The organism is Mesorhizobium sp. Root554 (assembly GCF_001427025.1).
Taxonomy (GTDB): domain Bacteria; phylum Pseudomonadota; class Alphaproteobacteria; order Rhizobiales; family Rhizobiaceae; genus Mesorhizobium.
Window position 1 is genome coordinate 3,030,256 of sequence record NZ_LMGA01000001.1, and the last position, 12,829, is coordinate 3,043,084.

General features: G+C 63.4%; 9 protein-coding genes. 3 read left to right on the plus strand and 6 right to left on the minus strand.

Going from position 1 to position 12,829, the window contains the following annotated elements; genetic code table 11:
• Positions 1-2,106 (minus strand): AMP-binding protein, encoded by a 2,106-nt coding sequence (locus ASD44_RS14735; protein ID WP_056113461.1) that lies wholly within the window; start codon positions 2,104-2,106, stop codon positions 1-3.
• Between the two features lie 233 nt (positions 2,107-2,339).
• The gene (gene fabD, locus ASD44_RS14740) at positions 2,340-3,227 is read right to left on the minus strand and encodes an ACP S-malonyltransferase (RefSeq protein WP_162246426.1); all 888 of its coding nucleotides are present in this window, start codon (positions 3,225-3,227) and stop codon (positions 2,340-2,342) included.
• A 56-nt stretch (positions 3,228-3,283) separates the two neighbouring features.
• On the opposite strand from fabD, the gene ASD44_RS14745 reads away from it, so the two are divergent.
• Positions 3,284-4,075: a 4'-phosphopantetheinyl transferase superfamily protein gene (locus ASD44_RS14745; protein WP_244478840.1), complete on the plus strand. Its 792-nt coding sequence runs from the start codon at positions 3,284-3,286 to the stop codon at positions 4,073-4,075.
• Positions 4,076-4,148: 73 nt separating this feature from the next.
• On the opposite strand, the gene ASD44_RS14750 is transcribed toward ASD44_RS14745, so the two are convergent.
• Positions 4,149-8,195: a non-ribosomal peptide synthetase gene (locus ASD44_RS14750; protein WP_056113471.1), complete on the minus strand. Its 4,047-nt coding sequence runs from the start codon at positions 8,193-8,195 to the stop codon at positions 4,149-4,151.
• 170 nt (positions 8,196-8,365) lie between these two features.
• Between ASD44_RS14750 and ASD44_RS14755 the strand changes: the two genes are divergently transcribed.
• Positions 8,366-9,898 (plus strand): NAD(P)/FAD-dependent oxidoreductase, encoded by a 1,533-nt coding sequence (locus ASD44_RS14755; protein ID WP_056113474.1) that lies wholly within the window; start codon positions 8,366-8,368, stop codon positions 9,896-9,898.
• The gene (locus ASD44_RS14760) at positions 9,891-10,148 is read left to right on the plus strand and encodes a phosphopantetheine-binding protein (protein WP_056113478.1); all 258 of its coding nucleotides are present in this window, start codon (positions 9,891-9,893) and stop codon (positions 10,146-10,148) included. The genes ASD44_RS14755 and ASD44_RS14760 overlap by 8 nt, the downstream gene beginning before the upstream one ends.
• A 62-nt stretch (positions 10,149-10,210) precedes the next feature.
• On the opposite strand, the gene ASD44_RS14765 is transcribed toward ASD44_RS14760, so the two are convergent.
• The 3 genes from ASD44_RS14765 to ASD44_RS14775 form a co-directional block, all read right to left on the minus strand.
• Positions 10,211-11,050, minus strand: a complete 840-nt coding sequence (locus ASD44_RS14765; RefSeq protein WP_056113480.1) for a fumarylacetoacetate hydrolase family protein — start codon at positions 11,048-11,050, stop codon at positions 10,211-10,213.
• Positions 11,051-11,082: 32 nt separating this feature from the next.
• On the minus strand, positions 11,083-11,967 hold the full coding sequence (locus ASD44_RS14770; RefSeq protein WP_056206834.1) for a glycosyltransferase: 885 nt from the start codon (positions 11,965-11,967) through the stop codon (positions 11,083-11,085).
• Positions 11,968-12,069: 102 nt separating this feature from the next.
• On the minus strand, positions 12,070-12,816 hold the full coding sequence (locus ASD44_RS14775) for an SDR family NAD(P)-dependent oxidoreductase (RefSeq protein WP_056113487.1): 747 nt from the start codon (positions 12,814-12,816) through the stop codon (positions 12,070-12,072).
• Between the last annotated feature and the right edge of the window lie 13 nt (positions 12,817-12,829).

Here is a 12,829-nt window from a genome sequence, read left to right on the forward strand (position 1 = left end):
CTACTCCTGCCTCTCGAGCGTCTGCTCGCCAAGCGCGGCCTTCAGGGCGCGGAGCAGGTCGTCGCTCGAACGGCTCTGGGCAGCCGGCTTCGACGGCATGGCCGCCTGCTCCGGCGCCAGATGGCGGGCAAGCAGTTCAGGCGTGGAATATTGCCAGAAGACCGCCGGTTCGAGTGAAAGACCGAGCGTCTCGTTCAGGCAGACCGCCAGTTGCGCCGCCAGGACAGAATCGATGCCGATCGTGCCGAAGCTGTCCGTCGCCTGCACCGGCGCGGCCGTAGCGGCCAGCTTGCGGGCCGCCGCGAAGATGCGGTCCTGCAAATCCTGTGCCTGCAAGCCGGTCGAGCCCGGTGCCTGCGCAGCCGTCCCAGCATCCTGTCCGCGCGGCTTGAGCGCCGCCAATTCATCCGACAGATACAGAGCTTTCGTCAGCCGCCGCTGCACCTTGCCGCTGGTGGTCTTCGGCAGGGAAGCCGGCGCAATGAAAATGACAGCCGCGAGGCTTATGTCATGCTCCTGCCAAACGGCATTGCGGACGACCTTCTCCAACTCCGAGAAATCGGTCGTGTTGCGCGCCGTGCGCTCGACCTCATGGACGACGACGATCGACTCGCCCTCGTCGTCCTCTACCGAAAAGGCGGCCCCGTTTACGGTGCGGAAGGCTGGATGACTGTCCTTGACGGTCAGCTCGATATCCTGCGGGTAGATGTTGCGGCCGCGTGAAATGATCAGGTCTTTCAAGCGCCCGGCGATGTAAAGCTCACGGTTCCAGAGAAAACCAAGATCGCCAGTGCGCAGGAAATGCGGCTGCCCTGCATCTGCCGGGCTTCGTCCGAAGGTTTGCCGGCTTGCATCCGGTGATTGCCAGTAACCGCGTGCGATGCTGGCGCCGCGCACCCACACCTCGCCGATCATGCCGTCGGCGCAGCGCGTTTGCGACTCCGGGTCTATGATGGCGACCTCCATGTCGTGCGCCGGCCGTCCGGAGCTGACCAGTTCGACTGCGTCGCCATCCGTGTCTTCGGCCGGGACGAACGCGCCGCGCGCCAGCGCGGCCTTGTCGACGCGCATGATGACGGGTTTTTCGCCGACGCGCGACGTGGTGCTGAGCAATGTGGCCTCCGCCAGACCGTAGGCGGGGAAGAAGGCATCCTCGGCGAAGCCGTAGGGGGCGAAACGCTCCTTGAAGCCGGTCAGCGTCGAAGCATGGATAGGCTCGGCCGCATTGAGGGCATTGCGCCAGCTGCTGAGATCGACGCCTTCAAGCTGCTCGGGCCGTATCGACTTGACGCAAAGCCGGTAGCCGAAATCGGACGACATCGATGAGGTCGCGCGATAGCGGCTGATGGCCTGCAGCCACAGCGCCGGGTTTCCGCTGAATGCCGCCGGGCTCATCATGTAGCAGGTGGCGCCGACATACAGCGTCTGGACGACGATGCCGATCAGGCCAAGGTCGTGGAACAAAGGCAGCCAGCTGACGATGACGGTTTTGTCGTCGTGGCCCATATGCCGCGCCGTCAGGCCGGCATTGTGGATCAGATTGGCGTGGCTGACCATGACGCCCTTCGGCGTGCTGGTCGAGCCGGACGTGTATTGCAGGAATGCGATTTCGGTCTTGACCGGCGCCGACTCGTCCCAGTCGGCAGACGCACATTCGCTTTCCAGGTCTTCGACGCACAGGAGTTCCAGCGAGCTGACGGTCGGATAGGGTTCAGACCATGCGACGATGTTGTCGCGGATGGAGCGGCAGGTGAGGACAAACCGGGGCTGGCAATCCGCCACGATGGCCTCGAACGTCGACCAGCTGCGTTTGTTGGGTTTCGGCGTATGAGCGGGCACGGCAATCGCGCCGCCGTAAAGTGTACCGAAGAAGCCAAGGACGAATTCGGCCCCTTGCGGAAACAGCAGCAGGATGCGCTCGCCAGCGGTGCCGCGTTTTTGCAGGGCTGCGCCGATGCGCCGGCAGGCCTCATCCAGTTGCCTGTAGCTTATCTGCCTCTGTTCTTCCTTGCCGTCCTTGAGATTTGCGTAGGCAACCTTGCCGTCGAGTTGCTGCGCCCGGTCCCGCGCAATATGGACCAGGGTTTCAGAAAACGCTTGTGTCATACGTCATCCTCTCGCGCCGCTTCTTCGAAGACGGCTCCTCCCGATCTTCGAAGTGACGAGGTCCACCGGAGCATCCTGTTCTGTCGATGCCGGCTACCGTGGAACATTCATTCGTTTAGAGTTACACTAATATAATAGTATCCGCAACGCGAAACGGCTGGGAGACTCGGAGGTTTCTGCGTCTCTTGCGGATACTTGCAAGGTTGCTCAGGAACGGTGCCCCGGCCCTCCAATCAGGCGGCGATGCCGTTGTCGTCGAGTGCGGGAATCTTGGCGACCATGCGGGCCAAAACCGAGCCGGGACCGACTTCGATGAATTCGTTGGCCCCAGCGGCCTTGAGGTAGCCTATCGTCGGCGCCCATAGCACCATGGACTTGAGCTGCCGTACCAGCAGCGAACGGATGATCGTTCCCGGATCGCCATCGTTTGGGTAAGGCCGGGCCGTCACGTTTGAGATGACAGTCTTTCGGAGCGGATGGAAGACGATTGTCTCCAGGGACGCGTCGAAGGATGCCGCCGCCGGCTCCATGGCGCGAGAATGGAAGGCGGCGCCCACCGGCAGTTTCACGAATGCCAGCGCACCGGCGGCCACTAGCGGCATTTCAGCCTTCTCGATGCTCCCGGCCGGACCCGAGATCACCGTTTGATCCGGGGTGTTGAGATTGGCGATGTCGAGGTCGTCGAGACCGGCTCCGGCCAGCGCCCCGGCTATGGCGTGCGGCGCCATACCGATGATGGCCGCCATCGCGCCGTGGCTCAGCGCCGCCATGATCTGCCCGCGCCGAACCACCATGCGCAACCCGTCGAGCAGATCGAAAGCGCCCGCCGCCTGCAGCGCGTTGTATTCTCCAAGACTATGGCCGGCCAGCCAGTCCGGCGCTTTGCCGTTCGCCGCCTGATATTCATGATACAGCGCATTGACGATATAAAGGCATGGCTGCGTGACATCGGTTCGGCTGAGCGTCGCCTCATCGCCATCAAGGCACATCTGCCGGATGGAGAAGCCGGCAATCCGGTCGATCCGGCTTTCGAGCGGGCCGTACATGCGGCTCTGGCCGAACAGATCCTTGCCCATTCCCGGAAACTGTGATCCCTGACCGGGAAACATGAAGACTCGCATTGGATGCCTCTGTTGTTGGATCGTCATAGGGTTTTGCTCCAGAACGGCGCCGTTTGGTGCTGGCCGAACCCCTTGCCCTTGATGCGTGTCTGGCTGGTCCGCCAATGAATGGAGGCGACCCCCGGCCGGGCCAGATCGATCTCTGGTATGTGCCGCTGGCCGACTTCGGGGACGATGATCAGGCTGCGTGCTTCCGGCTTCTGAGCCCGCCGGAACGCGAACGGCACGATGCTTTCAGATCCGAGTCCGCCCGGCTTCAGCATCTCGCCGCACGGGGCCTCGTCCGCACCACCTTGTCGCGCTACCGCGATGTTGCGCCCGACCAGTGGCGGTTTGAAACGAACCGCTACGGGCGTCCGTCCATCGACGGCAGCCTTCAAATCAGCGGTCTTCATTTCAACTTGTCGCATACCCATGGCATGGCGGTGTGCGCGATTGCTTCCGTGGAAGAGATCGGGGTCGATGTCGAATCGCGGGATCGCGATGCCGGCCTCGACGAACTGGCAGCGACGGTGCTTTCGCGGCAGGAACGCGAGCGGTTCGACACCATGCAAGGTCAGGCGCGGGGGGATTTCTTTTTCACGCTGTGGACGTTGAAGGAAGCCTATGTGAAGGCGCGGGGCATGGGGCTTGCCCTGCCCATGAACGGCATCCTGGTTGATCTTGAAAGCTCTGCTCCAGCGGTGCATTTCTCCGATGAAATCGCTGACGATCCGGCGCGCTGGACATTCCGCAGCCTGCCATTGGAAGCCGGCTACATCGTTGGCGTCGCGGCAGCCCTCCCGGCGGACAAGCTCAAGATCAGACCGGCGCGCACACGCGCCATCAACCTGCCGACGACGCCCTGAGCGGGGACCGCCGGCGTTCGGGTTGAATGGCGTTCTGTGGCCCATGGTACGATCCGGCTGAAATGCGCGCTGCTCAACCGAGCCGCTGCGCGCGATCTCCGTGGCCCCCTGAATGCGCCTTGGGCTTGGCGTTCGCGTGCCTTGGTTCCGAGGCCTCGGTCCTGGCCATTACGGCTGTTATCTTTTTCGCGATGGCATCGATCATCGGCGCTCTCACGATGGTGTAGTGGTCGGCGTCCATGGCGATGATCTCGATACCTGGCATCAGCGTGCGCCATGTCTGCCGCATGCAGGCGGCGTCCGGCCTTCGGTCCGCTGCAAACAGAAGCACCCCGGCATCGACGCTGCGTGGCGCGTGCGCGTCGAGTGCTTCGGAGCCCGCCTGAAAGACATCGTACACGGACTTGATCGCCGCGCCGGTCATCGCAATGCCAGCCTGTTCCATCCGGCGCTCCAGCCAGGCGAAACGCGCCTCGTCGGACAGGTTTCCAAGCTCATGGTCCGCACCGTCCAGCTGCAGGTTGGCAACGGCGGCCAGATCGTTGGCGAACCGTTGGAAGCGGACCGGTGGCAAAGGCTCCGCCGCCGGAGATGGCGCCTTCGGCACGGCGCTGTCGATCATCGCCACCAGCCCCAGGGTTTCCCCTTCCATGGCGAGGTTGCGCGCCATCTCCTGCACCACCAACCCGCCAAGCGACCAGCCGAGGAGGTGATAGGGTCCATCTTGCTGCACCGAGCGTATCTCATCGACGTAACGGGCGGCCATCTCCTCGATGGAAGCGAGCGGGGTCTCCCGATCCGAGGCAAGGCCCGGCGCACGAATGCCATAGATCGGCCTGCCGGGCTCAAGCGCTTGCGCCAGCGGCGCATAGCACATGACGTTGCCGCCAATGGGATGAACGCAAAACAGCGGTGCGCCGTCATCGCCTGCGCGTATACGCACAATGAGGGAAGCATCGGGCACGCCCGCCTCGCCGCGCACTACCTCCGCCATTTCCGCCAGCGTCGGATGGCTGACCAGCATGGCGAAGGGCATGGTCCGGCCGAAGCGCTCTTCCAGCTTCGCCATCAATCGCATGCCGGCGAAGGAGGAACCGCCGAGCGCGAAGAAGTTGTCGTTGCGGCCGATCTCGCTTGTAGCGAGGACTTCCCGCCACAACGCCGCTATGGATTCTTCAAGGCTGTCGCGAGGCGGTTCGTAAGCACGCTCCGTCCTTTCGCGCGAGCCGAAGTCGGGCTTGGGCAGGGCAGAACGCACGACCTTGCCATTGTCACTGAGCGGTAGCCGGTCCAGTTCGACAAAGAAACTCGGAACCATATAGGCCGGCAAACTCGCGCGGAGCCGCTCGCGAAGCGCAGCGATATCAATATTCCGGCGATCCGCTTTCGGCACGATATGGGCCACGAGATGCCGCGTGCCGGCGCTGTCGGCAGCAGCCGAGACCACGGAGGCCTGCAGCTCCGGGCCGGCAAGCAAGGCAGCTTCTACCTCCGAGCATTCGACCCGATAGCCCTGGATCTTGACCTGAAAATCCTTGCGTCCAAGGAACTCGATTTCGCCGTCGCCGAGATAGCGCCCCAGGTCGCCGGTGCGGTAGAGCCGTTCACCCGTGACTGGATGGATAATGAAGCTGGCCGCCGTCTTGGCCTCGTCGCCCAGATAGCCGAGCGCGACGCCGATGCCGCCGATGTAGAGATCGCCCGGAACCCAGGGCGGACAGACCATGAGATTGGCGTCGAGAACGTGGATCGACTGATGATCCATTGCATGGCCATAAGGGATCGAGCGCCATTCGGGATCGACCGCGGCGATCGGGTAGAGCACAGACCATATCGAGGCTTCTGTCGCGCCGCCAAGGCTGTATATTTGCGCCCCGGGCGCTGCCGGACGGATACGATCCGGCAAATTCAGGGGGATCCAGTCGCCGCTGAGCATCACCAGCCGCAGCGACGGCATTGCGGCGCCTTGCGTGCCTTCGACCGCGAGCTGCATGAGGGCGGGAACCGAGTTCCAGATGGTCACGCCATGCCGGCGCACCAACTCGCGCCAGTGCGACGCTTCCTTGGTGCGCCCGGGATCGGGCATGACGATGGTGGCGCCCGCCGCCAGCGTACCGAAAATGTCATAGACCGACAGGTCGAAGCTCAGCGAAGACAGGGCGAGCACCTTGTCTGCCGGTCCGACCGTATAACGGTCATTGAGATCCGCGATGGTGTTCGCCGCGCCGCGATGATCGATCATGACGCCCTTGGGAATTCCGGTCGAGCCCGAGGTGAAGATCACATAAGCGAGATCGCCGACGTCTCCGGACGGCCCCGGGACATGGTCTGTACTGCTTGCCGCAAGGGCATCGATCGCGATGCGGACGACCTCGGGCTGCCAGGCCAGCGGCCGGTCGAGGGCTTGCTGCGTCAGCACGACGCGGGCTCCGCTGCTGGAGACGAGCAGCTTGCGGCGTTCTTCCGGAAGCTCGGGATCGACCGGCACATAGGCGGCGCCGGCGTAGAGGATGCCGAGCACGGAGGCGACCTGCTCCCAACCCTTTGTCAGCGAAACCGCGACCAGATCGCCGCGTTTGACGCCCTTGCGGGCGAGTTCGGCAGCAAGGGCCAGGGCTCGCTGGCGCAACTCGCCATAGGTCATGGCGCGCTCGCCTGCGATCACGGCAATCCTGTCCGGATGATCGACGGCCTGCCGGTCGAAGGTTTTCTCCAGCCGCTGCAGGATGCAAGCCGGCGTCGCGGCCGGAACGGGGGCGCGACGATTGTCCGTTCCCGGCTCCTTCTGGTGCCAGAGCTGTTCGTCGTTGGCCAGCCGGGAAATCAGGTCGTGATGCGCGTCGCAAAGCTCCTGCACGAAGCCGGCGGGAAATATCTGCTCGACATAATCCCAGTTGAAGACGACGGAGCCATCGTCGCAAAGATGCATCTGGTGATCGAGATAGACCTGCGGCACCTCCAGGCGGGCGGAGGCGTGATCGATGCGGGCGCGGGGCCGTTCCTGTCCATCGCCGTCGGTGGCCGGTGTGACAGCCGTGAAGGTTACCGGCACGCTGACGCCCGGTCCGGTGCCGGCGCGCTGCTGCATGGCGCGCGAAACGTCCATGCCACTAACTTCCAGGCGTTCGCTGTCACGCCAGAACTGCCGCTGCAATGTCTTGATACGGTCGAGGAAGGTGCAATCGCGCGACGCGTCCACTTCCAGGAGGATGGTGGTGCCGAAGTTGCCGAACACGTTGGCCGATCTCGGCAGGTGCTGGAAGCGGCCGGAATGCAGGATGGTTATGGCGAAATGCTGGCTCCCGGCATAGCGCGACAGAACCTCGGTATAGACCGCGCAGGCCAGCATGCTGGGCGTGACCCGCATTCTGGCGCAGATGTCGACAATGCTTTTCCAGTCGGCGGCGTTCACCGTGCGGCTGAGATGACGAAAGCGCGGCGGCTGGCCCTCCCCCATCGCACGGCTCAAGGGAAGCGCCGGCGGGCCTGGAAAATCAGCCAGGCGCGGCTGCCAATAGTCCCACGCCTTTTGCCATCGCGCTCCCCGGCGCGTTTCGCCCTGCGCCTCCACATAGTCGGCAAAGGACATGTCCGGCGTCGGCAGGACGGCTTGCGGGTTCGCGCTGAGCGCCAGCAGTTCCTGAAGCAGTATATGGAAGCTCCAGCCATCCATCATCCACAGCGCGAAGCGCATGTGCAGCAGCAAACCCGCATCGGTGCGCGTGGCGCGTATATCGAATTGCGGCCACGTTCCGGACAGCAACTCCCTTGCCTGCATGTCGGTCCGCAGTGCATCGATCCGCAGGCCGCGTTCGCTTTGCGGGAGCTTTCGCAGGTCCTGTATGTCGATGGTGTAGGTGCCGACGTCCTGCAGCACCTGCTGCTCACCGGAGGGTGTGATGACAGCGCGCAGCATGGCATGCCGTTCGATGACGCGCCGCAAGGCGGGCGTCAATCCATCGGCCAGATCGGCCGGAATGTCGGTTTCGACGTAGTAGCTCGCCGGTATGCTGAGCTCCAGCGCGGCCGTCTGCCCGACCCAGTAAGCCTGTTGGATGCTTTCAAGCAGAAACGGCTTTTCACCTGTGTCGACGGGTCGAACCTCGGCACGCTTGTGCATGTTTTTGCTCCTCCTCAGCAAATGGGACACCGCTCCGCATCAGCGCCTTGATCAGTTCTAATATATTAGTGTAATAGGAAGGACAAGTGCGACAAGGCCGCGAGCGGCAGTCGGCTGCTGCGTGTCGCGGAGCAATTCCGCGTCGTCAGGTTCCGGGAGGATTGAGGCGGATGGGCGTGAATGTCCGTGAGTTGAACGGGAACCTGTCCGACAACGAGCGGGCGGCATCCATCGCCATACACCAAGAGGCGGTCGCCCGGGCCCTGCGGCTTCATGGGGTGGCTCCCGATAACTGGGTCCCGGAGCGCCCGGGCACCGACCATGACGTGACGGTCGTCGGCGGTGGCCAGTCCGGCGTCGCCATCGCCTTCGCGCTACGGCGCGCCGGGATCGCCAGGACGACCGTCATCGACGCCGCTTCCGAAGGCCGGGAGGGCGTCTGGCTGACGACGGCGCGGATGAACAACCTGCGCTCGCCCAAGACGCTGCCGGGACCCGAACTCGGCATACCGGAACTCGGCTTCCAGGCCTGGTACGAAGCCCGGCACGGCGAAGCCGCTTACGCCGCCATGACGTTCATCCCCCGGCTCGAATGGGCCGCCTATCTGAAGTGGTACCGCGCAGCCACGGGCATATCGGTACGGTACGATACACGCCTCGAGAGCATTGAACCCGCCGGGGAAGGATTTCGGCTCAAAATGTCGGCCTTCGGCAGTCCGATTGAAGAGGTCTGCCGGAAAATCGTGCTGGCCACCGGCTTCGCCGGCAGCGGCAACGCCAACGTGCCTGCCTTCATCAGGCATCACCTGCCCGAGCAGTTCTATGCCCACACCGAAGAGCCCCTCGATTTCGAACGGCTGCGAGGTCGCCGCATCGCCATATTCGGGGCCGCCTCAGCCGCCTTCGATACCGCGGCGGCCGCCCTCGAGAATGGTGCGGCTGCCGTGCACATGTTTTGCCGGCACGACGATATCGAGCGGTATTCGCTGATGCGGACGCTTTATTTTCCCGGTTCCGTCGAGCATTACCGCGAGTTGTCCGACGCCGACCGTTGGCGCATCATGAGCATCCTTTGCCGGCGTGCCCAGGGGCCGGTGCCCGACACGGTACGCCGTGTCGAGCGGTTCGAGTCTTTCTATCTGCATCTCGGCGCGCGCGACCCGAAGCTCAGGGCGGAAAATGGCGCGATCCACCTGACCCTGGCCGGACGCGACAGCGACCCTGAGTTTGATTTCGTGATTGCCGGCACAGGCTACAGCGTCGACCTGTCCACCCGTCCCGAGCTAGCCACCATCGTCGACCGGATCGCACTGTGGCGCGACCGCTATCATCCGGAACCGGGCCAGGAAAATGCGGACCTGGCGCGCTATCCCTATCTGACGCCCGGCTTCGCCTTCACCGAGAAGGAAGCCGGCACGGCGCCCTATCTGCGGAACATCCATTTCTTCAGTGCCGGTGCGATGCTCTCCAACGGCCGTAATCCCGGCGAGGTCAGCGGCATGCGTTTTGGTATTCCGCAGCTTGTCTCAGCCATAGGCCGTGACCTGTTTCGCGACGACGCGGAAGCCCATGTGGCGCGTGTCCTGACGCCGGTAGCACCGATCCTCACAGGCACGGAATACCAGGGTTGCCTGTGGAAACCGGAAGGCGGCGAGCCAACGAGGAGCCGCAAAGATACGACAGGAGCAACAGGCAATGGATAGCACGGCTGCGACAGACCCCGACGCGGTAAAAGAGCGGATCCTGGAACTGGCACGCGTCATACTCAAATGCGAGAGCGTCGGGTCGCAGGACCACTTCCTCGATCTCGGCGGGGATTCACTGGTGGCGCCGGTTCTGGCCGGGCGGATCGAGACCGAATTCGGCACCCGCCCGGAAATGGAAGACATCTTCACGCGGTCGTTCGGCGAACTGGCGGAACTGGTTTCGGCAGCGTCGGCAAGCCGCCGCTAGAGACAGCGGCCGCTTTCCATTTTGAGAAGCCGGCTTCTGCAGGCGCGAAGCCGGTCTGCTCGTCAGGTGTCGGCGCGGACGTTTTGCCGTTGCGCACCGAGCCCCTCGATGCCGAGTTCGACGACGTCGCCCGCCTTGAGATAGCGCGGCGGCTTGAACCCCTGCCCCACGCCGGGCGGCGTGCCGGTGGAAACCAGGTCGCCGGGATGCAGCGTCATGAATTGCGACAGGTAGCTGATGCAGTGAGCGACGCCATAGACCATCGTACTGCTCGAACCGTCCTGTTTCGTGTCGCCGCTGACCTTCAGCCACATTTTCAGCTTCTGCGGATCGGCGACCTCGTCGCGCGTCACCAGCCACGGCCCGATCGGACCGAACGTGTCGCAGGATTTTCCCTTGGTCCATTGTCCGGAGCGCTTGGTCTGGAAGTCGCGTTCGGACACGTCATTGATGACGCAATACCCTGCCACATGATCCAAGGCCTCGGCTTCGGAAACATATTTGGCCGGTTTGCCGATGACGACGCCGAGCTCGACCTCCCAGTCGGTGGCAGTCGATCCACGTGGAATGACGACGTCGTCGTTCGGCCCGCAGATGGCCGAGGTCGCCTTCATGAAGATCACCGGTTCCGGGGGCACTTCCAGTCCGGACTCGGCGGCATGATCGGCATAGTTCAGCCCGATGCAGATGAATTTTCCGGTGCCGGCCACGCACGGGCCGAGACGCGGCTCGCCTTCGACGACCGGCAACTTCGCAACATCGAGAGAGCGCGTCCAGGACAGGTCCGCCAGCCAGCGCCCGCCAATGTCGTCGACAATGCCGGAAAGATCGCGGATGCGGCCGTCGCCGTCGAGCAGGCCGGGCCGTTCTGAACCGGCCGCGCCGTATCGGAGAAGTTTCATTTCCTATTACCTTTCAGGACTTGCGGGAGCGGTCAGGCGACGTTCGCCGCCTGGCGCATCAGGTGTGCGTTGAGCTCCCAGGACTGGATGTCGATCAAGAGTTCGGTTTCCGGCCGTTTGAACTTGCTGTGCAGATAGATCTTGTTGGGCCGGGACGAGCGCGAGTTGACCTCATGCGACTTCGAATGCGGCAGGTGAATGCCACAGGCGTCACGGCATATCGAAAACTGCGCTCCGCTCTCGAACAGCGTTAGCGAGAAGTCGATGTCTTCGGCGCCCCATGTGCGGTAGTTTTCATCGAAGCGGAAGCGGTCGCCGAGCCTGTCGCGCCGGACGGAGATGTTGCCGGACCAGGCGATCGACCATGGCACTGGCAGGGCGGACATGTTGTCGGCGCAAGCCGCGTAAGTTGCCTCCCGCAAATCGGGGAAGCGGCCGGTCTGGCGCAGCTTGTCGATGGTCCGATCGACGTCGGCAAGATTCATTTCCGCGATCGCGGCGTCGAGTTCCTCGGCATGGTCGTCGGTGTTCGAGAAGCCGTAGAGATAACCAAGCACGACGGAGTTCGGCTTCGCGTGCGCGTCGATGTGGGCCTGAACGAAGCCTTGGGACACGACGATGCCGCAATCAAGGAGAATGCAGACGGCTCCTTCGGACAATTCGATACCAAGATTGCGGGCGCGACCGGCTCGATAGCCGCTGTCCTGCTGATAGACGTAGCGTATCTGGCAACTGTCGGTGAAGTTGCGGACCACGTCGAGCGTGTTGTCCGACGAGCCGTCATCGACGACGATGATCTCGAAATCGTCCTTTGAGATCGAGCTCGCCTTGAGAGACTGCAGGTTCTGATAGAGCATTTCCTGACGGTTATACGTCGGGATGATGACGCTTGCCGCGAACTTGGTTTCCCTGACCATGCTTACTTCCATCTCCTCCAGATCACCGGCTATCCTCGTCGCCTCGAAGACGGCCGGCCTGACGCACACATTCGCCGCGATCGTGTTCGCGGCGGCGTGCCGTTAATAGGTCGTCCGTCCGCCCGACAGATCGAAGGTCGAAGCCGTGGTGAAGCTGTTTTCCTTCGAGACCAGCCAGGCCACCATGGCGGCGGCCTCGTCGACCTCGAGCAGACGGCCACGCGGAATACGCGAGCGCATATACTCGATATGCTCCGGCGTCAGCTGCTCGAGGATGCGCGTCTGCGCCGTGGCCGGCGATATGCAGTTGACGGCGATGTCGTACTGGGCGAGCTCCTTGCCGAGCGACTTGGTCAGCCCGATGACCGCGGCCTTCGATGCTGAATAGGCGGCGGCGTTGGGATTGCCTTCCTTGCCGGCCACCGAGGCGATGTTGACGATACGCCCGTAATTGCGCGCCTTCATGCCCGGAACCACAGCGCGGTTGACGTAGAAGGTGCCGTTGACGTTGACGTCGATGACCTTCTTCCACGTCTCGATGTCATAGGTATCGAGCGGCGCGGCCGGGCCGGCTATGCCCGCCGAATTGACGACGATCGAAATCTTGCCGGCGCGTCCTTCCGTACTGGCGCGCGCCGCATCGACGGAAGCCCAGTCAGCCACATCCACGATTTCGGTCGATGCGGCGCTGCCCAGTTCCTTCTTCGCGGTTTCGAGCCGGGCCTCGTCCAGGTCCCACAAGGTGACGGTTGCACCAGAAGCGACGAAGCGCTTCGCCATCGCAAAGCCGAGGCCTTGTGCGCCGCCCGTTACCACGGCGTGTTCGCCCTCAAGATCGATCCTGTTCATGTCGCGCGCGCTC